This is a genomic window from Clostridium sediminicola (assembly GCF_050402865.1).
Taxonomy (GTDB): Bacteria; Bacillota; Clostridia; order Clostridiales; family Clostridiaceae; genus Clostridium_AF; species Clostridium_AF sediminicola.
In genome coordinates this window covers 1-21,313 of sequence record NZ_BAABMF010000007.1, presented here as the reverse complement: position 1 = coordinate 21,313, position 21,313 = coordinate 1, and the positions used below count along the sequence as shown (strand labels likewise).

At 30.7% G+C, this 21,313-nt stretch carries 21 protein-coding genes; 15 read left to right on the top strand and 6 right to left on the bottom strand.

The genetic code is table 11. From position 1 onward, the window contains the following. The first annotated feature begins 7 nt into the window (after positions 1-7). The 7 genes from ACQ3F0_RS12930 (at position 8) to hydF (ending at position 8,423) form a co-directional block, all read left to right on the top strand. Positions 8-1,543: an FGGY-family carbohydrate kinase gene (locus tag ACQ3F0_RS12930; RefSeq protein ID WP_428865700.1), complete on the top strand. Its 1,536-nt coding sequence runs from the start codon at positions 8-10 to the stop codon at positions 1,541-1,543. 32 nt (positions 1,544-1,575) lie between these two features. Further along, positions 1,576-2,364: an inositol monophosphatase family protein gene (locus ACQ3F0_RS12925; protein WP_428865699.1), complete on the top strand. Its 789-nt coding sequence runs from the start codon at positions 1,576-1,578 to the stop codon at positions 2,362-2,364. Positions 2,365-2,398: 34 nt separating this feature from the next. Continuing rightward, positions 2,399-3,910, top strand: a complete 1,512-nt coding sequence (locus ACQ3F0_RS12920) for an FGGY-family carbohydrate kinase (protein WP_428865698.1) — start codon at positions 2,399-2,401, stop codon at positions 3,908-3,910. A gap of 27 nt (positions 3,911-3,937) precedes the next feature. Beyond that, entirely contained in the window at positions 3,938-4,768 is an 831-nt protein-coding gene (locus ACQ3F0_RS12915; protein WP_428865697.1) for an L-ribulose-5-phosphate 3-epimerase, read from the top strand. A gap of 171 nt (positions 4,769-4,939) precedes the next feature. Continuing rightward, a complete protein-coding gene (araD, locus tag ACQ3F0_RS12910; protein WP_428865696.1) occupies positions 4,940-5,632 on the top strand; it encodes an L-ribulose-5-phosphate 4-epimerase in 693 nt (230 codons plus the stop codon). 130 nt (positions 5,633-5,762) lie between these two features. Next, a complete protein-coding gene (locus tag ACQ3F0_RS12905; RefSeq protein WP_428865694.1) occupies positions 5,763-7,187 on the top strand; it encodes an aspartate ammonia-lyase in 1,425 nt (474 codons plus the stop codon). Further along, positions 7,188-8,423, top strand: a complete 1,236-nt coding sequence (hydF, locus tag ACQ3F0_RS12900; protein ID WP_428865693.1) for a [FeFe] hydrogenase H-cluster maturation GTPase HydF — start codon at positions 7,188-7,190, stop codon at positions 8,421-8,423. 172 nt (positions 8,424-8,595) lie between these two features. Here the strand turns inward: hydF and ACQ3F0_RS12895 are convergent, their stop codons facing one another. From ACQ3F0_RS12895 to ACQ3F0_RS12885, 3 genes are all read right to left on the bottom strand, one after another. Next, positions 8,596-9,267 carry a hypothetical protein gene (locus ACQ3F0_RS12895; RefSeq protein WP_428865692.1) on the bottom strand — a complete coding sequence of 224 codons (672 nt, stop codon included), beginning with the start codon at positions 9,265-9,267 and terminating at the stop codon, positions 8,596-8,598. 89 nt (positions 9,268-9,356) lie between these two features. Continuing rightward, positions 9,357-10,268 (bottom strand): MBL fold metallo-hydrolase, encoded by a 912-nt coding sequence (locus tag ACQ3F0_RS12890; protein WP_428865691.1) that lies wholly within the window; start codon positions 10,266-10,268, stop codon positions 9,357-9,359. An 82-nt stretch (positions 10,269-10,350) separates the two neighbouring features. Next, positions 10,351-11,241, bottom strand: coding sequence for an MBL fold metallo-hydrolase (locus tag ACQ3F0_RS12885; protein ID WP_428865889.1), 891 nt, complete (start codon positions 11,239-11,241; stop codon positions 10,351-10,353). A gap of 413 nt (positions 11,242-11,654) precedes the next feature. On the opposite strand from ACQ3F0_RS12885, the gene ACQ3F0_RS12880 reads away from it, so the two are divergent. From ACQ3F0_RS12880 to ACQ3F0_RS12855, 6 genes are all read left to right on the top strand, one after another. Continuing rightward, positions 11,655-12,020: a NifB/NifX family molybdenum-iron cluster-binding protein gene (locus ACQ3F0_RS12880; protein WP_428865690.1), complete on the top strand. Its 366-nt coding sequence runs from the start codon at positions 11,655-11,657 to the stop codon at positions 12,018-12,020. Between the two features lie 17 nt (positions 12,021-12,037). Then, a complete protein-coding gene (locus ACQ3F0_RS12875; protein ID WP_428865689.1) occupies positions 12,038-12,868 on the top strand; it encodes a P-loop NTPase in 831 nt (276 codons plus the stop codon). Further along, complete coding sequence (locus ACQ3F0_RS12870; protein WP_428865687.1) at positions 12,859-13,722, top strand: ATP-binding protein; 864 nt, start codon at positions 12,859-12,861, stop codon at positions 13,720-13,722. The genes ACQ3F0_RS12875 and ACQ3F0_RS12870 overlap by 10 nt, the downstream gene beginning before the upstream one ends. A gap of 12 nt (positions 13,723-13,734) precedes the next feature. Continuing rightward, the gene (locus tag ACQ3F0_RS12865; RefSeq protein ID WP_428865686.1) at positions 13,735-14,064 is read left to right on the top strand and encodes a NifB/NifX family molybdenum-iron cluster-binding protein; all 330 of its coding nucleotides are present in this window, start codon (positions 13,735-13,737) and stop codon (positions 14,062-14,064) included. A 229-nt stretch (positions 14,065-14,293) separates the two neighbouring features. Next, complete coding sequence (locus tag ACQ3F0_RS12860) at positions 14,294-14,713, top strand: Fur family transcriptional regulator (protein WP_428865685.1); 420 nt, start codon at positions 14,294-14,296, stop codon at positions 14,711-14,713. Continuing rightward, complete coding sequence (locus ACQ3F0_RS12855; RefSeq protein WP_428865684.1) at positions 14,706-15,146, top strand: DUF134 domain-containing protein; 441 nt, start codon at positions 14,706-14,708, stop codon at positions 15,144-15,146. The genes ACQ3F0_RS12860 and ACQ3F0_RS12855 overlap by 8 nt, the downstream gene beginning before the upstream one ends. Before the next feature lie 490 nt (positions 15,147-15,636). Here the strand turns inward: ACQ3F0_RS12855 and ACQ3F0_RS12850 are convergent, their stop codons facing one another. From ACQ3F0_RS12850 to pdxR, 3 genes are all read right to left on the bottom strand, one after another. Further along, entirely contained in the window at positions 15,637-15,870 is a 234-nt protein-coding gene (locus tag ACQ3F0_RS12850) for a hypothetical protein (RefSeq protein ID WP_428865683.1), read from the bottom strand. Between the two features lie 41 nt (positions 15,871-15,911). Further along, positions 15,912-16,661, bottom strand: a complete 750-nt coding sequence (locus ACQ3F0_RS12845; protein ID WP_428865682.1) for a TSUP family transporter — start codon at positions 16,659-16,661, stop codon at positions 15,912-15,914. Positions 16,662-16,810: 149 nt separating this feature from the next. Next, positions 16,811-18,217: a MocR-like pyridoxine biosynthesis transcription factor PdxR gene (gene pdxR, locus ACQ3F0_RS12840; protein WP_428865680.1), complete on the bottom strand. Its 1,407-nt coding sequence runs from the start codon at positions 18,215-18,217 to the stop codon at positions 16,811-16,813. A 129-nt stretch (positions 18,218-18,346) separates the two neighbouring features. Between pdxR and lysA the strand changes: the two genes are divergently transcribed. Then, the gene (gene lysA / locus ACQ3F0_RS12835) at positions 18,347-19,600 is read left to right on the top strand and encodes a diaminopimelate decarboxylase (RefSeq protein WP_428865679.1); all 1,254 of its coding nucleotides are present in this window, start codon (positions 18,347-18,349) and stop codon (positions 19,598-19,600) included. 210 nt (positions 19,601-19,810) lie between these two features. Beyond that, entirely contained in the window at positions 19,811-21,163 is a 1,353-nt protein-coding gene (rlmD, locus tag ACQ3F0_RS12830; RefSeq protein WP_428865678.1) for a 23S rRNA (uracil(1939)-C(5))-methyltransferase RlmD, read from the top strand. Positions 21,164-21,313 lie beyond the last annotated feature (150 nt).

Below are 21,313 nucleotides of genomic sequence, written 5' to 3'. Positions count from 1 at the left end.
TGGGAATATGAAATATGTAATTGGTGTAGATATTGGAACACAAGGAACAAAAGCAGTACTAATAAATGATACTGGTGATGTGTTAGCACACAATTATAAAGGTTATGATGTTGAAACACCTAAACCTTCATGGGCTCAACAATGGCCTGAACCTTGGGTGGATGCAACCTTTGCAACAATAAAGGGAGTAGTTGACCAATCAAAAGTTAACATAGAAGATATAAAAGGTGTAGCTATTAGTAGTTTGTATGGTGGTTCTGGGATACCAGTTGATAAAGAAATGAATCCTTTAGCACCATGTTTAATATGGATGGATCGTAGAGCAGAAGAAGAAGTTAAATGGGTTAAAGAAAATATTGATTTAGATGAATTATTCCAAGTTACAGGTAATTCAGTTAATTCATATTTTGGATTTACAAAAATTCTTTGGATGAAAAACAATCTTGATATTTGGGACAAAATAAAATACTTATTGCCGCCAGCATCATACATAGTTTATAAACTAACTGGAGAAGTTGCAGTAGATCATTCTTCAGCAGGAAATATTGGTGGAGTATATGATTTAAAGGAAAGAAAATGGTCTGCTAATATGCTTGATAAATTAGGAGTACCAGTTGAATTTTTCCCTGAAAGATTAGTTGAGTGTACTGAAATTGTGGCAGGAATTACTGAAGAAACAGCTAAAAGAACAGGATTAAAAGTTGGTACTCCAATTATCTGTGGAGGTGTTGATGCACCAGTAGCTACAGTAGGTGCAGGAGCTTTTAATGAAGGAAATCATGTTGCAATGACAGGAACTTCAATGTGTTGGGGTTTTGTAACTGAAGAGCCCAATCTTTCTGAAAATCTAGTAAGTATGCCTCATACAATAGATTCAAAAAATAAAATCTATACATTTGGTGGAGCAGCAACTGCTGGAGCTGTAGTTAGATGGTTTAGAGATGCTTTAGGAGGAGAAGAATTAGCTCAAGAGAAAGAAACTGGAGTTAATGCCTATGCATTGTTAGAAGAAAAATCAAAAGATGTACCAGCAGGTTCAGAAGGTTTACTTTTACTTCCTTACTTCATGGGTGAAAGAAGTCCAATATGGGATAGTAAAGCAAGAGGAACAATATTAGGCCTAAGTTTAGTTCATCACAAGGGCCACTTATATAAAGCATTTATGGAAGGCGTAGCTTATTCATTACGTCATAACATGGAAATGGTAGATGGAACGGGTGTGAAGTTAGACAAAGAAATTATTCTTGTAGGTGGAGTATCCAAATCAAAGCAATGGCCACAAATTTTTGCTGATGTTACAGGAAAACCAGTGAAAATCATAAAAAATGACGTTGAAGCACCATTAGCAGATGCTTTATTAGCAGGCTTAGGCACTGGAGTTTTTGAAGATTCAAGTATAATATCTGAATGGTTAGAATTTGATAGTACAATAGAACCTAATCCAGAAAATATAAAACTATATGATGAAATTTTCGAAGAATATAAGAAAGTTTACGTTAATTTAAAAGATAATATGTCAGCGTTAAATAGTATAAGAAATTAAAAAATCATTAGTTGTAAGTTAGGAGGCGAATCATGGAAAATTTATATAAAGTGATGTCTGACATAAAAGCCCTTGCTAAAGAAGTAGGCAGTGTTCAACTTACTAACTTTAGAAAGAAATTTCTTTTAATTGATTCAAAGTCCACTTGTATAGACTTAGTAACAGAAGTAGATAAGCTTTCAGAAGATATAATACTAAATCATATTAAGAATACTTATCCTGAACATGCTATACTTTCAGAAGAAAGTGGGATTTTTGAAAATGAATCAGATTACCTTTGGATTATTGATCCTCTTGATGGTACGAATAACTATGCTAATGGGATACCTTGGTTTGGAATCTCTATAGCACTCCAATATAAAAATGAAACAGTATTAGGAGTTGTTTATGTACCTGTTATGGATGAAATATTCTCCGCAATAAAAGGTGAAGGCGCATTTTTAAATGAAAGAAAATTAGAAGTAGGATGTAAAAATAAATTAAATGAATCAATTGTAGCCAGTGGGTTTCCTTACGATAGGTCAATTAATGAAGTGAATAATGTTTCTTATGCATCGAAAATTATTCCTAAAATAAGAGGCTTCAGGAGATGTGGTGCAGCGGCTATTGACCTTTCATATGTTGCAGCAGGATATTTTGATGGATATTGGGAAGTAGATGTAAAGACTTGGGATGTTGCAGCAGGAATACTTTTAGTTCATGAAGCCGGTGGAGATATAATTCACTTTAGAGATGATAGAAATGTATCTATTATTGCTGGCAATGAGGTAATATGCAAATTATTACTTTGTGAAATTGAAGCGGTGGATAAAAAATTATAGATACTTCTTTAGCTAGCTTTATTGGGAGGTTATAATGGGAAAATATTTATTAGGTCTAGATAATGGTGGGACAAATACAAAGGCAGTTATTTTTGATATTGATGGAAATACAGTAGCTACAGCATATGAACAAGTTGAGTTAATTACCCCTGGAGAAGGGCGTACAGAGCGAGACATGGATGTTTTATGGGAGGTTAATTGTTCAGTCATAAAAAGAGCAATAGAAAATGCAAAAATAGAACCAAGGGAGATTTTAGGATTATCACTTTCAGGGCATGGAAAAGGCCTTTATTTATGGGGAAAAGATAAGAAACCTGCATATAAAGGTATTGTTTCAACTGATACAAGGGCATATATGTATCCGGAAAAATGGCAAAAGGATGGTACTGCTGAGAAAATTTTTGAAAAAACTTGTCAAAAAGTTTTAGCGTGCCAACCAGTATCTCTAGTCAGTTGGTTAAAGGATAATGAACCTGAAGTTATTCAAAATACGCAATGGATATTTGGTGTTAAGGATTATATCAGATTCAAACTTACAGGAGAGGCTAATGCTGAAATTACTGACATTTCAGGATCTAACTTTGTAAATATTAGAGAAGCAAAATATGACAAAGAGCTATTGTGTGATTTTGGATTAGAAGATATATATGACAAATTGCCTCCATTAAAATATTCAACAGAGGTATCAGGTTATATTACACCTCAAACTAGTAAAAAAACTGGTCTTGCTATAGGTACACCAGTTGCCGCTGGAATGTTTGATATTGATGCATGTGCTATTGCTATGGATATAACTGATGAAGAAAATCTTTGCGTAATTGCAGGCACATGGAGTATCAATGAATATATTGCAACGGAGCCAGTTCTTAATAAAACCGTGATGATGAATTCACTATATTGTATTCCTGGTTACTACCTGGTAGAAGAATGTAGTCCTACGTCTGCTGCTAATAATGAATGGTTCTTAAATAAATTTATGCAAGAAGAAAAAGCATTAGCTGAAAAAAGAGGAATAAGTGTTTACGAAATAATTAATGGAATGGTGGAATCTGTTAAACCTGATGAACAGAACATTATATTTTTACCTTATATTTTTGGTTCAAATTACAATCCTCAGGCTAAAGCATCTTTTATTGGAATGGATAGTTCCCATACAAAAGAACAAATAGCTCGTTCAGTTTTTGAGGGAGTAGTTTTTTGTCATAAGATCCATATTGAAAAACTCTTTATGAATCGTTCAAAACCTAAATCAGTAAGACTGGCTGGAGGAGCTGCAAATTCTAAAGTTTGGGTTCAAATATTTGCAGATGTACTCAATTTACCTATTGAAATTATTGAAACAAAGGAATTAGGGGCATTAGGAGCTGCCATGGCCGCAGGAGTAGCAGCAGGAGTATTTGAAAACTTAAAAGATGCAGCTAATAAATTAGTTAAAATTAAACAGCGAGTAGAACCTATTAGGGAAAATGTTAAAATCTATCAATCTAAATTTGAATTATATAAAGAAACTTCTCAAGTTTTGGATAGTTTATGGAAAAAATTCTAAAGACTTGTTAATTTAATGGAGGTTTTTATGACATATCTATTGGGTGTATATGAGAAATCAATGCCAAATTATCTTTCGTTAGAAGAAAAATTAAAAGCAGGAAAATCTGCGGGTTTTGATTTTATGGAAATTAGTATTGATGAAACTGATGAGAAACTAGAAAGACTTTATTGGAGTTATGATGATAAAAAAGAATTAGTAGATGCAATGTATAAAATGGAAATGCCTATAAAAACAATGTGCTTAAGTGGACATAGAAAATATCCATTAGGGAGTAATTTTGAATCAACAGTCAATAAGGGTATGGAAATAATGAGAAAAGCTATTGATTTTGCAAGTGATATAGGGATTAGAATAATTCAAATAGCAGGGTATGATGTCTATTATGAAGAATCTTCACCTGAAACAATAGAACGTTTCGGTATGAATTTAAAAGAAAGTGTAGAATATGCAGCAAAAAAAGGAGTTCTTCTAGGTTTTGAAACAATGGAAACGGAATTCATGAATACTGTTGAAAAAGCTATGAGATATGTGGAAAAGATTAATTCACCGTATTTGAATGTTTATCCAGATATAGGTAATATCACAAACGCATCAAAGATGTATAACACTAATGTTATAGATGATATATCTAAAGGAATAGGAAAAGTTGTAGCTGTACATTTGAAAGAAACTATCCCAGGTATATTTAGAGAAGTTCCATTTGGCACTGGTCATGTTGAATTTGAAAGGGTTATAAAAGAGTTAAGAAAATCAGGTGTTAATATGTTTACAGGAGAGTTTTGGTATAAAGAAAACTCTGATTGGAAAAAAGAATTAGAATTTGCATGTAATTTTTTAAGATCAAAATTTGACTAAATATTTTCCATAACATTATAAATTCAATTTGCACTCACAAATTTTTTATAATGGAGGGGATAAATTTATGTTGGGGCCTAAAGGTCTGTAGGATGTGCTACTTTACGTGTGAGACGGTTTCATCTTATAGTGTAATTTAAAAGTAAATTAAGACTAAAAGGGAGGGAACTCATGTTAGAGGGATTAAAAGAAAAGGTACTAAAGGCAAATCTTGAACTACCAAAGAGAGGTTTAATTACTTACACTTGGGGTAATGTGAGTGGGATTGATAGAGAAGAGGGATTGGTTGTAATTAAACCAAGTGGAGTTTCTTATGATAATATGATAGCTAGCGATATGGTAGTTATAGATTTAGAAGGAAATGTTGTGGAAGGTGAACTGAACCCCTCATCGGACACGCCAACTCATCTTGTTTTATACAAAGCTTTCCCAGAACTGGGTGGAGTTGTACATACTCACTCTCCTTGGGTTACAAGTTGGGCACAAGCAGGAAAGGAAATACCTTGTTTTGGTACCACACATGCCGACTATTTTTATGGAACAATACCTTGTACTCGAAAAATGACAAAAGAAGAAGTTGAAAATGAATATGAATTAGAGACTGGAAATGTAATAGTTGAAAGATTTAGTGGAATGGATGCTGTTGCAGTTCCGGGGGTTATAGTTTATAACCATGGACCATTTGCATGGGGGAAAAATCCGATGGTAGCTGTCCATAATGCTGTAGTTATGGAAGAAGTTGCAAAAATGGCATATAGGACTTTAACTTTAAATAAAGAACAAACAGAAATAGAAAACTATATGTTAGATAAACATTTTTTAAGAAAACATGGCGTTGATGCTTATTATGGTCAGAAATACTAATTAAAATAGAGCGAATTACAGCTCTTTTTTTTATGCTTAAATTATCTGATTGAAGAAGGGCTACTTATTTGTTAAAATTATAATTAGCAAAAGAAGTATAAAATTTAGCTGATTTCACGGAGGAAGAAGTATGGGAGAATTATCGGGAAATTATAGAATTGAAAAAGATTCCCTTGGGAAGCTTAGAATTCATTCTAGTGTATATTATGGTATTCATACTGCAAGGGCACTAGAAAATTTTAGTATAGATAAGAGTACAGTAAATTTAAATTTAATATATGCAATGGTTACGGTGAAAAAAGCAGCAGCTATGGCTCATAAAAGATTAAAGGAAATGGATAGTAAGATTGCAGACGCTATTGTAGAGGCATGTGATAAAATCTTGGATGGACATTTTGATGATGAGTTTAGGGTTAATCCATATCAAGGGGGAGCAGGAACTTCTACTAATATGAATGTTAATGAAGTTGTAGCTAACATTGCTCTTGAAATAATAGGAGAAGAAAAGGGTAGATATGATATTATTCATCCCATTGGGCATGTTAATTTAAGTCAGTCTACAAACGATGTTTATCCTACTTCACTTAGAATAGCAGCTATTAAATTAATAAGAAAGTTGAGTAAAAGTTTTGCAGCGTTGCAAGAAACTCTTCAGGAAAAGGAAAATGAATTTGCGGATATTATTAAGCTAGGTAGAACTCAGTTAATGGATGCAGTTCCTATAATGGTTGGACAGGAATTTGGAGCATATGCAAAGGCAATAGCTAGAGATAGGTGGAGAATATATAAAGTTGAAGAAAGACTTAGAGAGATGAATATTGGAGGGACTGCAGTTGGTACTGGTATCAATGCTTCTCAAAAATATATTTATATTGTAACAGATTATATTCAGTCGCTGACAGGGCTTGGAATGGCTAGAAGTGATTATCCTATAGATACTACTCAAAATATGGACGTATTTGTGGAAGTGTCAGGATTATTGAAATCTGCGGCAGTAAATTTTATGAAGATTTCAAATGATTTAAGATTATTGAACTCAGGGCCTAAAGGTGGTATTGGTGAAATAATTTTACCTTCAGTTCAAGCAGGTTCATCTATAATGCCAGGTAAAGTTAATCCAGTTATTCCTGAAATGGTTGCTCAAGTTTCCATGAAGATTATCGCTAATGATAGTGCTATTACAACAGCTGCTTATAGTGGGCAACTACAATTGAATGCTTTTGGACCATTAATATCTCACTGTTTATTGGAATCACTAGAACTTATGGATAGTGTGGTAAATAAATTTAAAGATAAATGTATTAATAATATTTCTGTAGATGTGGAGAAGTGTAATGAAAATTTACAAAACTCTACTTCATTAATCACAGCAGTTGTTAATTATATTGGATATGACAAAGCAGCGGAAATAGCTAAAAAAGCTATGAAAGAAGGAAAAACTATTAAGAAAGCTTTAGAAGATGAGGAATTGTTTTCAAAAGAAGAACTAGAAAATATCTTAAATCCGTATGGAGTTACTAGTGCTGGAACACCAGGGAAAAAGGGAGGAAATTAAATGAGTGGATTGAATGGAACACCTCGTGCAAATAGAGTGCATATTGCTTTATTCGGAAAAACTAATGCAGGTAAATCAAGTATTATAAATGCTGTAACGGGTCAAGAATTAGCCTTAGTATCAGATGTTAAAGGGACTACTACAGACCCTGTATATAAATCAATGGAATTATTGCCTTTAGGGCCAGTCGTATTAATAGATACAGCGGGACTTGATGATATTAGTGAGCTAGGAGAATTAAGAAAGAAGAAAACAATAGAAGTACTTAATAAAACCGATATAGCTTTACTAATAATGGATGGAACTATTGGGGTAACTGATTATGATGTGGATATATTAGAGCAGATAAAAGCTAAGAAAGTTCCAGTTATTGTGGTTTTAAACAAAATAGATCTAACTGAAATCACAAAGAATGAAATTAAAGAATTGCAGAAAAAACTTAAATGCAAAGTTATTGCAACTAGTGCAAATTCTAAAAAAGGGATAAATGAATTAAAAGAAGCTTTGGCTAAATCAGTTCCAGAAGAAGAAGATAAATTTAAAATAGTAGGAGATTTGATTTCTCCTGGAGACTTTGTAGTGCTTGTTACTCCAATTGATAAAGCAGCTCCAAAGGGAAGACTAATTCTTCCACAACAACAGACTATAAGAGATATATTAGAAAGTGATGCAATGGCTGTTGTAACTAAGGAATTTGAGCTTAGAGAAACTTTAGAGAATCTAGGTAAAAAACCTAAAATGGTAATTACTGATTCACAAGCCTTTTTAAAGGTATCGGCTGATACTCCAAAGGATATCTTGATGACTTCATTCTCAATTTTGCTTGCGAGAAACAAAGGTGATTTACCTGAACTAGTTAGAGGTGCGAAAGCTATTGCAAAATTAAAGGATGGAGATAAAATTCTTGTATCTGAAGGTTGTACTCACCATAGACAGTCAGATGATATTGGTAGTGTTAAGATTCCTAGATGGATAAGACAAATAACAGGTAAGCAAATAGAATTTGAATACACAAGTGGTATGTCTTTCCCTGAAAATATAGATGAATATGCATTAATTGTTCACTGTGCAGGATGCATGCTTAATAGAACTGGAATGATGCATAGAATAGGCCAAGCAGAAGAAATTGGGGTACCTATTGTTAATTATGGTGTTTTAATTGCTTATGTACATGGGATACTTGATAGAGCACTTAAACCATTTCCACTAGCTCGGATGGTCTGGGAAGAAGAATAGATTATGACAGTTTACAGTTGACAGTGCTCAGTTTACAGTAAAGGAAAGCTTTCGCTAATGCGAAAGCTTTTGATTTTTCGGCGAGCTTTAATTGTAAGGGTTGTCTTACTTTGTTGATTGTTTCCAATAGTCATTATATTTATCGCTAGTGCATAGGAAACTTTTATTATGTTTAATCAGTGAATTGAATGGTCTTAAATAATTTATTCCATTTAGAATAAGTCTGGCAGTAAGCTTTGTGTAATGTAAATGCCTCATAGGTATCTAAGTTTGCTGGGTCTAGTACATATTCAGTGTTATTTACAACATATAAATAAAGTTCTTTTGCTGTTTGGAATTTATTATTTATATCCGTTACATTATCATTGAAAATTTGTTCTATAATCTGCGCAAATTCTTCATTTGCTTTTATGTGATTTTCTTTTGAATAACTATAGCCTATTGTCAAAGTTTTAGTCTTTTCATCAAAGGAAAAAGGTCCATTTCCGTCATAATACCTATAATCATATAACGAATTTTTAGGAATATAAAAAATGGTAACAGCACGACGAAGAGTTTCAAATTCTTTCTTTGAATCAATAGTTTCAAGTATAACTTGAGTATCACCATTTAAAAGAGCGGTAATAACAGAATTAAAATCTTTTAAATGATCTCCAAGATATTCTTTTCCGTTTTCTGGCAAACAATATGGATTATACTTAAAAGATTCTTCTTCTGGTGTTTCTGATACTGAATTACTTGTTGCTTTTAAATTTTGCTGGTTATCTATTACCGTAGAAGAACTACAGGCTGAAAAAGAAAAAGTTAATAAAAGTACTAGAAATAGCCTGATTATTCGTTTCATATTATATCTCCTTTCGTATATATAGATGAACTTCTTGGATGATATATATAATGCACAATCCAGCATAATTGTGAATTGTGCACTGTGAATTATCTTTGTTTGTAGTACATCATTCCATTCTCTAAATAAATATCAATCTTATCAGTGTTATACAAATAAGATAAGTAGGCTGAAACAGTGAGGAAAATTACAAAATAATGCCTATTACTAAATGGATTATCCTTACTACCAAATGGACGATGGTTAGGAATTATTATTTTTTGTGTAACTTGCTCTTTAGTAAGTGGCTGGTCCAAAAAGTTGTAAATTATATCTAAAAATCTGTCTATATGTTCTAAATTCTTTTCAACCACTGATGGGATCTCATCTTTGGGTATAATATTTTTTGAATGTGAAAGAACAAAATAATCAGCATCAATATTATTTATAGAGTGAAGAGTTTCAATACTCTGTGCTATATCAATAGTATATGGAAAGAAATATGTATCCAATACTTTTTTGCTATACAAACCATCTGCAAGGTAACAAACTCTATCTGGAGTTACTACCCCTATTTGACCAGGGGAATGACCTTTTAGTGAAATAATATTAAACTCTTCGTTGTTTATTACATTTATTCCTATGTCTAAAACACTATCAACAACATCTGATTCATAATCTTTAAAAATCTCTCTAGGTGGTGCAGAATTAAATAATGCATAACTAAGAAGATCTTTATTTTCTATAAAAGCTTTTTCTATCTTTGAAGTATATATTAATAACTCTGGATATCGCTTTCTAAAATACTCGTTTCCTGCTTCGTGGTCAGCATGAGCATGTGTAGATATTATATGCTTAAGTGCCAAATTATTTTCTTTTAGAATATTATTAATTTGCTCTTCATTTGCTTCATCATACCCGGTGTCAATTAATAGAGCAGATTTATCTTTAAATACGTAAACACCAGTATTTGTCTTTGATTTAATAATATGCGAGGCTTTGTTTATTTTTTCTAATTTCATTTCTTTTGTTATTCTCCTTTATTTATTATGTATAGTGCACAGTTGAGGATGATATCCTTCACTGTAAACTGTTAACTGTAACCTATTTTTTAAAGTAGTACATTTTACCATCTTCCAAAGAAATGTCAATTTTATCGTTATTGTATAAGTATGATAAGAATGCTGAAGCTGATGTGAGATTTAAAAAGTAATCAAACTTTGAAAGCTTCAGTTCATTTAAAACGATTATATTTTCAAGTACATCTTCTTTTGTTAATGGTTGGTCTAATAAGTCGTAGATTTGATCAATATAATTATAAATGTTTTCTAAATTTTTCTCTACTAGAGATTTAAGTTCTTCTTTATTAATAACCATATCAGAATGGGCGATAACAAAGAAATCTGCATCGATTTCTTCTAAAGATTTTAGGGTATTTATGCTATCTTCAATATTAAACAGATATGGAAAAGAGTATTTCTCTAGTATCTTTTCACTAAAGATACAATCACCTAAAAAGCAAACCTTATCTGGTGTAATTATACCGATTTGTTCATGTGAGTGCCCTTTTAAAGATATTATTTCAAATTTTTCGTCATTGATTTTATTTATACCATAATCTAATACAAAATCAACATTGTGAGGTTTTCTATCTTTATTAAATCTTTTTAGTGGTGCTGAATTACATATTATAAAAGATCTTATCTCTTTATTTTCCATGTAGAGTTTCTCTTTTTCAGAAGTATAAACTAAAGTACCAGGGTAGTTCTTTCTAAAATAAGGATTACCACCGCAATGATCTTCATGACTATGAGTATTGATAATATACTTAGGATGAAGATTTTTTTCCTTTAGAACTCCATCTATTTTTTTTCCGTGAGTAACACCTATACCAGAATCAACTAATAAGGCAAATTTGTTTTTGAAAATATAAACCCCAATATTTGTATTTCCTTTTATTAAATGAGTGGATCCATTAATTTTTTCGAATTTCATTTCCATAGAATAATCCCCTTTGTTTCAGTTTACAGTGTACTAATTTATGTCATATATTAACACAACATATGAGTTTTATCAATCATGATTGATAAATTTCAATGTACAAATGCATATATAGCTACAAAGACACTCCACTTCACTAAGAAATTCTAATTCATTTTCTTAAATATATGCTTCTTCTACTCACTAAAGGATGGAATTTATAAATTAGTTCAAAAATTTTACATAATACTGTAATGTCTTGAAATAACTGCATTTGATAAGTATGGAATTCCTGAAAAAATATATAAATTCATATACAACAAGAAAAAATAATTAACAAAAAAGATAATTAGCATTTGCCAAAAACAAAAACATGGTATATAATAAATATAGCATATGCCAACAACAATAATAAGGAGTGTTAAATTATGAAAATATTAGTATCATCATTCGGAAAAGAAAAAAATTCAAACGTAGACTCAAGATTTGGGAGATGTTCATATTTTCAAATCTATAATTCTGAAACAGGAGAATATTTAGTAGAAGAAAATTCAGGTGTGACTGCCACTCAAGGAGCTGGAATTAGTGCAGCACAACAAGCTGTTGATCATGGAGTTGAAATAGTAATTACTGGTTTTGCTGGTCCTAATGCTTACAAAATATTAGATGGTTCAGATGTTAAAATCTTTTCATGCGATGAACAACCAGTAGAAAAAGCTATCGAAGCTTACTTAAATGGGGATTTAAAAGAGATAAGTACTCCAGGACCTGCTCATAGAGGTATGGCTAAATAGAAAGGGAGCGTGTCGAATTGAATATAGCTGTTTTAAGTGGAAAAGGGGGGACAGGGAAAACTACAGTTTCTACAAATCTTGCAAAACTTTTAGAAGCTACATATGTAGATTGTGATGTGGAGGAACCAAATGGTTTTATATTTTTAAAGCCTGAAGTAAACCATAGAGAAGATGTAGAAGTGATATACCCTGATATTGATAAAGAAAAATGCATTAAATGTGGTGAATGTGCTAAAGCATGTAAATTTAATGCTTTGGCTATGACTAAAAAAGACGTTATTTTATTTGATAAATTATGTCATGGTTGTGGTGTTTGTGAAGTTGTTTGCCCAAGTGATGCTATTAATTTTGAAAAAAGAAAAACTGGAATTATTGAAAGTGGATTCTCAGGAGAAACTTTATGTAAAAGAGGTCTTTTAGATATTGGTGAGCCAATGGCTGTTCCAGTAATTGAAAAACTTTTAGAGACTGTGAATAAAGGTATTAACATATTAGATAGTTCACCTGGAACTTCATGTAATGCAGTTAACATTTTATATAGATCTCAAATGGCTGTACTTGTTACAGAAACTACTGAATTTGCTTTACATGATTTAAATTTAGCAGTTTCTTTATGTAGAAAAATGAATATTCCATTTGGAGTAGTTATTAATAAAGAAGTTGATGAAAATAATATAATAAGAAATTATTGTAAAAAAGAAGATATAAAAGTTTTAGGTGCTATTCCATATTCAAAAGATATTGCTAGATGTTATTCAAAAGGTGAAATGTTAGCTGATAATTTTAAATATAGAAAGTATTTTAAGAACATAGCAAATGAAATAAAGGTGGTGATTCCATGGAGTTAGTTGTCATCAGTGGAAAAGGAGGAACTGGAAAAACTACTATAGCTGTAGCTTTATCAGAATTAGCTCATAATGTTATAAAAGCTGACTGTGATGTGGATGCACCAAATTTATATCTCATGTACAAAGGTGAAGATATTAGTAAAGCAGATTTTGTAACAGGCAACTCAGCTAAAATAAATTCGGATATATGTATTGAATGTGGAAAATGTGTAGAAGTATGTAGATTCAATGCTATACAAGATTTTGTTATAAATTCTTATAAATGTGAAGGGTGTGGTGCATGCAGTATTGTTTGTCCTGTAGGTGCTGCAGAACTAAAAGAAGATATTGGAGCTAAAACAATAGTTACAAATTCATCTAAAGGAATAATTTCTAGAGCAGAAATGGAAATTGGGGCAGATGGTTCAGGTAAATTAATTACTGAAGTTAGAAGAAATGCTGAGAAATATGAAAATGAAGATACTATTACTATAATTGATGGTTCTCCTGGTATAGGATGTGCTGTTATATCTTCTATAACTAATTCAGATTATTCCTTAGTTGTAACTGAACCAACAAAATCTGGTTTAGAAGATATGATGAGAGTACTTTCTGTATGTGAATATTTTAATGTACAATCATTTGTTTGTATAAATAAATGGGACATAAATGCTGAAGTAACTAATGAAATAAAAGAGTATTGCAAAAGTAAAAATATTAAAATTATTGGCGAGATTCCATATGACGATAGCGTAATGAAAGCAATTAATGAATTAAAACCGATAACAGAATATGAAAATAGTAGTGCTAATAAGGCTATTCGCAGTATGTGGGAAAATTTAAAAATAGACACAAAGTATCAGATTGAATCTTAGGAGGTTTTTTATATGAAAATAGCAGTAGCAGTAACTGATGGATTAGTAAGTCAACACTTTGGACATTGTGAGATTTTTAAGATTTACGAAGTGGATGAAGATAAGGTTGTAAATAGTATAGATGTTGATAATCCAGGACATAGACCAGGATTCTTACCAGTATTTTTACATGATCAAGGAGCAGATATGATTGTTGCAGGAGGAATGGGTGGTGCAGCACAAGACTTATTCAAAGAGAATGGTATAAAAGTTGTTGTTGGCGCTTCAGGAAATCCTGATACAGTTATTAAAGGCGTTATTGATGGAAGTATCAAATCAACTGGCACTGTGTGTCAACACTAATAAATTTGATTTTGTTCGAAATAATGATGATAGTAAAAAGTAACTTGTCACTATAAATTGCGAAGCGATTTTCTTCGCAATTTATGGCTATTATTCAAATAACACCTTTAAATAGAATCAAAAATTTATATGACACTTTTAATAAAGCTAAAATTTTGTTATTATTGATAAAGTGCAAAGATTAAATAAGAAGGTGATTATAATAAAAGATATAGAAAGAATCGAACAAATGATAATTAAAAACGGCTTTAAAATGACTTTTCAAAGAAGATTAATTTTAAAAGAATTATTTTATTCAAATAAACATATGAAAGCAGAAGAGCTGTTTAATAGAGTTAAAAGTAAAAATATTGGGCTTGCGACGGTTTATAGAACCTTGAAAATTCTTACTGATTTAAATATAATAAAGGAAATGAGTATTGATGATGTAAATTATTATGAAATGAAATTGTTTAGTAAAAAATCTCTTCATATTCATATGAAATGTTTAAAATGTGGTAGAATAGTTGATATAGACGATGAAGAAATAATTTATAATTATCTGAGGTTAAATATTAGTTTAGAGAAGAAATATGAAATAGAAATCAAAGATACTAATTTAGTTTTCCAAGGTATATGTAAATCATGCAAGGAGAAAGAGAATGCCTAGACCAACAAAATGGAGAAGAGTTCAATTTCAACCAGGAAGTACATATTTTGTACCTGCTGATAAAAGAAACTGTGAAATTGAAGAAATAGTTTTAAAAGTAGAAGAAGTTGAAGCAATGAGATTAAAAGATATTGAAAATTTAAATCAAGAACAATGTGCAGAAAAAATGTTGGTATCACGTCAAACTTTTCAGAATATAATTGATAAAGCAAGAGAAAAAGTCGCAAGAGCTTTAATTGAAGGAAAAGCTATAAGAATTGCTGGGGGAAAATATACTTTTAATGTATGCAAAATGAGATGTATTGAATGTGGAGAAATTTTTGATATGAATTATGAGAAAAATCAAATCAAATGTCCTAAATGTGAATCAGATAAGGTGACTTGTGTGAAAAAAGAGGGCTTTTGCCATAAAAAGTGTAATAAACACAATTGAAATAATGTATCACAAATACTATATTTATGACTCATTTATATGACATAATACGAAATTGAGTAAATTGTTTGAAAATTAAAAATATTTAAAGCGCCAATTTTAGTCTAAAATAAGGTAAATATACTAAATGTAATATATTTTTTATTTTAATATGCGGAATATTTATTTAAAAAATATTGACAAGCTTTAAAAAATGTTGTATATTATTTATGTGATTGGGATTTGTAAATAATGTAAAAATCTCAATACATAATTTCTACTATCATGAAGCAGTTGACCTAAAGGCAATTGACCTAATTAAAATGTGTGAAATTTTGTATAAAAGTAAGCAGTTGACCCAGCAGCAATTGACTTACTTTTTTTCTTTTTTGAAAACAAAAAAGCATATACAGTTACAAAGTCACTTCACTAAGAAATTCTATTGATATTTAATATAAATAAAGCTTACATAATGTAAGCCCTGGCAGTTGATAACATCTGAAGATTATAATTATTTATCTTTAGATTTTTTTATAGTTAAAATTTGAATGAAGATAAGTATACCAAAAAGTATAATGAATAGATATCCTATATTATAGAAAAAATACTCTATATTTAATATAAATTCACGAGGAATAAACTCTGATAAAAATAAGGTATAATGAGTTACCTTTCGTATTACTGATAGTAGCATAAATCCTATACCTACCATAAAACAGTAGAAATAGTATTGTAATTTATTCATTTTATTTCCTCCAATTTCTATAGTATTTATATACGCCTTTTTTAAACTAGCCCAATTATTAATTTCCCCGCTACTGCAATTGACATAGTTATAAAGATTGGTTTTATTAGTTTTGCTCCGTCTTTAATAGCTAGTCCACTTCCTACTTTTGCTCCAAGAATCATAGAAATACCTACTGGTAAGCCAAGTGCATAATATATTTGACCATTCAAAGCGAACATAAATAGAGAAGTTATATTACTTACAAAGTTAAGTATTTTTGCATTTCCAGAAGCATTAGTAAAGTCAAATCTAAAAATTTTAATAAATAAAAACATTAAAAATGATCCTGTACCTGGTCCAAAGAAACCATCGTAAAAACCTAAAGAAAACGCCATTAGTATTCCTAGAAAGATAGTTATTTTTGTAGTTCCTTTGAAATTGTTTTCTACACCTAGATTTTTATTGAATAAGCTATAAATGGCTATAATAAATATCATTATTAATATAAATGATGATAAATAAGTTTCTTCTATTAATAGTACTGTTTTAACACCAATTATTGAGCCGATTAAAGTAAAAGGTATTAAATATTTCAAAAGATTAAAATTTACTTTTCCTGATTTAGCAAAATTGAATGAAGATGTTATTGAGCCAAAGCTCGCGGCAAATTTATTTGTACCAAGAGCAAAATGAGCAGGAACACCTGCTGCAAGATATGCAGGCAAAGAAATAATTCCACCACCACCAGCAATTGAGTCAACAAAAGCTGCTAAGAAGCCGAATACACATAATATTATTATTTTTGTCATATTAGTCAAAACCCCCTTTTTTAGTTGACAGTTTACAGTTATCAGCTGATAGTTTACAGTCTAGGATAACATTTTATAAAATGTAAGTCGTTTACTGGTATTTTCATACTTTATCATTTTAAAGGATAAAGTAAGTCTTGTCTATAAGTTTAGAGCCATGTTTTACTCAGTAGATTTATACCCTTTGGAATGTCTTCAACATTTATTCCTGCAAATCCAATAAAAATTAATGGAGGATTGTTTTTGAACTCATTCATATAATAAATTGATGTAGGGTTCACTTTTATACCTTTATTTCGTGCTGAGTTTAGTAGTTCTGATTCATCCATATCGTTTGATACTCTTATTAGAATATGAAGCCCTGAATCAGCACCTATTATTTTAGCTTTATCTCCAAAATATTTATTTATTGAATTAATTAATGTATCTTGTTTCTTTTTATAAATTGATCTACACTTTTTTAAATGTTTGTGCCAATGACCTTCCTGAATAAAAATTTGTAGGGCTTTCTGATTAATACGTGGAACAGGCTGTTCATAAATTCTAAAGTTCTCTTCATAAATATTAAGAATATTTTCTGGCAATACTAAATAACTTATACGCATAGAAGGCATTAATGACTTTGAAAATGTACCTAAATAGATAACTTTGCCTTTAGAGTCTAAGCTTTGAAGTGCTGGAATGGGTTTTCCTTTGTATCTAAATTCTCCATCATAATCATCCTCTATAATAAATGCATTTTCATTTGATGCCCATTTTAGTAATTCTAACCTTTTAGAAATGGGCATAACAGTACCAAGAGGAAATTGATGAGAAGGTGTAATATACATAATTTTTGATTTGGATTTTTTTAGTATTTCTAAGTTAATTCCATCATCAGCGACAGGTATTGGATTAATATAGAATCCATTATGCTGAAAAACTAACCTAGCACCTATGTAACCAGGATCTTCAAAAGCTATTGATTTGCTTATTTTAGATAGAATTAATGAAAGTATACTTAATGATTGTTGAGTTCCAGCTCCAATTAAAATTTGTTGAGGTGAACAAATTACTCCTCTTGATTGGTAAATATATTTAGCAATTTGAGATCTTAGTTCTAAATCGCCTTTATGGTCTCCATAAAGTAGTAAATCTTTTTCTTCAGGTAATATAGACTTTGACATTATTTTTCTGAAAGTAGCAAATGGAAAGGAATTTAAATCTACTTGGCCGTTGCTAAAATCATAATTAATAATTTCTTTTAATTGCTGGGTATTCTTTTCGATTCGAGTATTGTTCTCATCAAGCCTTTTTAATAGTTCTTTATCTATATTTTGAATAAAAAAGCCTGACTTGTTCTTGCTTACAATATAACCTTCGGCTAATAGCTGCTGGTAGGCACTATTAACAGTATTTTTACTTACATTCATATCTCCAGACAAAGCTCTTATAGAAGGTAATTTGCTACCTGATGGAATGTTGCCTCTTACAATTTCATTTTTAATATATTCATATATTTGCATGTATAGTGGAATAGATGAATTTGTATTTATAATTGGTGTGATATTTAACATAAAAACCCCCTTTTTCAGTTAATAGTTCACTGAAATAACTGTACCTATTAAAATTAGAAAAATTGTATCTTTTAAGAATGACAAAATCTCATTATAATAATTATAACAATGATGTAAAGGGGTATGGGGATGTTGAATAATGTTTTTACTATAGAATCATCAAAGAATAAATTTTATGAAGAGAATAATCCAGTGGATTTAGTTAAGGAATATGGTAGTCCATTATATGTTTATAATGAAAAGATATTAAGAGATAGATGTAGAAAAATAAAAAATCTCGTGAAGTATCCTAAATTTGTAGTTAATTATTCTGCAAAGGCAAATAGTAATCTACATTTATTAAAGATAATTAAAGAAGAAGGCCTTAAAGTTGATGCTATGTCACCAGGAGAAATTTTCGTTCAAATGGAGGCGGGATTTAAGCCTGAGGAAATCTTTTTTGTTTGTAATAATGTATCAAAAGATGAGATGTTATATGCTATTGAAAAAGGTGTAACCGTAAGTGTAGATTCTTTGTCTCAGCTAGAACTCTTTGGAAAGATAAATAAAGGCGGAAAGGTTGCTATTAGATTTAATCCAGGTGTTGGAGTGGGACATAGTGATAAAGTAGTTACAGGAGGAAAGAAAACTAAGTTTGGTGTAGATCCTAATTATATTAATAAAGTAAAAGAGATATTAATAAACTACAATTTAAAGTTGGTAGGGATAAATCAACATTTAGGTTCATTGTTTATGGAAAAAACATCATTTATACAAGGAGTAAAATCAATTCTATCAATTGCAAAGAATTTTGAGGATTTAGAATTTGTAGATATCGGTGGAGGTTATGGGGTGCCCTATAAAAAACAGAATGGGGAAGAATCTCTTGATTTAATAGATTTAGGGCAGGAGTTAGACAGTGTAATTGAGGAATGGGTTAAAGAGTATGGTAAAGAAATTACGTTGAAAACTGAACCAGGTAGATTTGTAGTTGCGGAATGTGGAATTTTACTAGGAACTGTTCATTCTATTAAGGATAATTATAATACTAAATATATAGGTACTGATTTAGGGTTCAATGTACTTAAGAGACCGGTAATTTATGATTCACATCACGATATTGAAATAATGAGGGGAACGTCAATAGTATCAGAAAAAACTGAAAAAGTGAATATAGTAGGTAATATTTGTGAGAGTGGAGACATTATTGCAAAGGACAGATTATTACCGGAAATATTTGAAGATGATATCATAGGGGTTTTGGATGCAGGTGCATATGGGTTTGCAATGAGTTCAAATTATAATAATAGACTTCGTCCAGCAGAAATATTGATTAGACAAGATGGTTCAGTGGAAGTGATTAGAAAAACAGATAAATTAGAGGACTTACTAAAGGGATTTTAGTCAATGTATAATTGTGCATTGAATAAACCTACTTGTTTATCTACAAAAAACTGATATAATTATTTAAAGGGAGTTGCATAATTGACAGACTAAATTATGCAATTTCTTTTTGTAATGTTTTAGATATTTCTGAGAAAAGTCGAATATCTACCTTAATTGTGTACTATCCATAGTACATTGTGAATCTTAAGAAAAGCGGGAGTGAGAAAATTGAAAAAGCGAAAAGTATATGAACTTGATATAGAAAGTACTGAATTTCCAGGGTTTGGTGTTGCATATAAAGAAAATAAAAAAGTATTGATCAAAGGTGCGTTGCCTGGACAAAAGGTTACTGCTTTTGTTAGAAAATTCAAGAGTGGAAATGCAATGGCAAATTTAAATGATATTTTAGAGGACGTAGATTATAAAATAGAACCGGAATGTCCTGTTTTTGAAATATGTGGCGGGTGTTCTCATCAATTTATTTCTTATGAAAAACAATTAGAATTTAAGGAAGATCAACTTTTGAAGTTGTTTGAGAAAGCTGAAATAAGTGGATTTGAATTCTTAGGTGTAGATGGAAGTCCTGAAGTTTTTGAATATAGAAATAAAATGGAATTCTCTTTTGGAGATATGGAAAAGGGTGGAGAACTTTGCCTTGGAATGCATATGAAAGGAAGAAGTTTTTCTATAGTAACAGCTGATCAATGTAAAATAGTTGATGGAGACTTTAGATTAGTATTAAAAACTGTATTAGATTATTTTAGAAGCAAAGATTTAAAACACTATAGAATTATGGCTCGTGAAGGATATCTGAGAAATTTATTAATAAGAAAAGGTAAGAATACTGGTGACTTAATGATAGGTATTGTTACTACTTCCCAAGTAGATTTTGATATGAGTGAAATAACTGAAATATTAAAATCACTAGATTATAAAGGTGAATTAAAGAGTCTTTTACATATAGTAAATGATTCTCTATCAGATACTGTTCAAGCAGATGAAGTGAGAGTATTGTATGGTGAAGATTATATTACCGAGGAAATATTAGGTCTTAAATTCAAAATATCGCCTTTCTCGTTCTTCCAAACAAATTCATTAGGAGCGGAAAAACTATATAGTATTGTGCGTGATTTTATGGGAGATGCTGATAATAAAACTGTTTTTGATCTATATTGTGGAACTGGAACTATTGGTCAAATAGTAGCGCAAAATGCTAAAAAGGTTGTTGGTGTTGAATTAATAGAAGAAGCAGTAGAAGCGGCTAAAGAAAATGCTAAGTTAAATGGGTTAAATAACTGTGAATTTATTGCTGGTGACGTGAAAAATGTAATTCAAAATCTTAAAGAGAATCCTGATATTATTATTCTAGATCCACCTAGACCGGGAGTTCACCCAGTAGCCTTGGATTATGTGTTGAAGTTTGATGCTAAAGAAATAATTTATGTTTCTTGTAATCCAAAGACTTTGGTTAATGATTTGAAGGTGCTATTGGAAGGTGATTATAAGATAGAGTGTGTAAAGGGAATGGATTTATTTCCCATGACGCCTCACTTGGAAAGTATAGTCCGCTTAACTAAGTAACTATAATGTTTTATGGAGTATGCGGGACAGTAGGTAGATTTGTGTAAAAACAAATCTACCTACTATCTTTTTTTGTATGATTAGTTGGTAGTTTTGGAATAATATACTATGAAAAATTTAAGGAGGAAAATTTATGACAAAGAAAATTGA

Coding starts and splice junctions, on each gene's coding strand:
- ACQ3F0_RS12930 (WP_428865700.1), top strand. CDS start 8: ATGAAATATGTAATTGGTGTAGATATTGGAACACAAGGAACAAAAGCA.
- ACQ3F0_RS12925 (WP_428865699.1), top strand. CDS start 1,576: ATGGAAAATTTATATAAAGTGATGTCTGACATAAAAGCCCTTGCTAAA.
- ACQ3F0_RS12920 (WP_428865698.1), top strand. CDS start 2,399: ATGGGAAAATATTTATTAGGTCTAGATAATGGTGGGACAAATACAAAG.
- ACQ3F0_RS12915 (WP_428865697.1), top strand. CDS start 3,938: ATGACATATCTATTGGGTGTATATGAGAAATCAATGCCAAATTATCTT.
- araD (WP_428865696.1), top strand. CDS start 4,940: ATGTTAGAGGGATTAAAAGAAAAGGTACTAAAGGCAAATCTTGAACTA.
- ACQ3F0_RS12905 (WP_428865694.1), top strand. CDS start 5,763: ATGGGAGAATTATCGGGAAATTATAGAATTGAAAAAGATTCCCTTGGG.
- hydF (WP_428865693.1), top strand. CDS start 7,188: ATGAGTGGATTGAATGGAACACCTCGTGCAAATAGAGTGCATATTGCT.
- ACQ3F0_RS12895 (WP_428865692.1), bottom strand. CDS start 9,267: ATGAAACGAATAATCAGGCTATTTCTAGTACTTTTATTAACTTTTTCT.
- ACQ3F0_RS12890 (WP_428865691.1), bottom strand. CDS start 10,268: ATGAAATTAGAAAAAATAAACAAAGCCTCGCATATTATTAAATCAAAG.
- ACQ3F0_RS12885 (WP_428865889.1), bottom strand. CDS start 11,241: ATGAAATTCGAAAAAATTAATGGATCCACTCATTTAATAAAAGGAAAT.
- ACQ3F0_RS12880 (WP_428865690.1), top strand. CDS start 11,655: ATGAAAATATTAGTATCATCATTCGGAAAAGAAAAAAATTCAAACGTA.
- ACQ3F0_RS12870 (WP_428865687.1), top strand. CDS start 12,859: ATGGAGTTAGTTGTCATCAGTGGAAAAGGAGGAACTGGAAAAACTACT.
- ACQ3F0_RS12865 (WP_428865686.1), top strand. CDS start 13,735: ATGAAAATAGCAGTAGCAGTAACTGATGGATTAGTAAGTCAACACTTT.
- ACQ3F0_RS12860 (WP_428865685.1), top strand. CDS start 14,294: ATGATAATTAAAAACGGCTTTAAAATGACTTTTCAAAGAAGATTAATT.
- ACQ3F0_RS12855 (WP_428865684.1), top strand. CDS start 14,706: ATGCCTAGACCAACAAAATGGAGAAGAGTTCAATTTCAACCAGGAAGT.
- ACQ3F0_RS12850 (WP_428865683.1), bottom strand. CDS start 15,870: ATGAATAAATTACAATACTATTTCTACTGTTTTATGGTAGGTATAGGA.
- ACQ3F0_RS12845 (WP_428865682.1), bottom strand. CDS start 16,661: ATGACAAAAATAATAATATTATGTGTATTCGGCTTCTTAGCAGCTTTT.
- pdxR (WP_428865680.1), bottom strand. CDS start 18,217: ATGTTAAATATCACACCAATTATAAATACAAATTCATCTATTCCACTA.
- lysA (WP_428865679.1), top strand. CDS start 18,347: ATGTTGAATAATGTTTTTACTATAGAATCATCAAAGAATAAATTTTAT.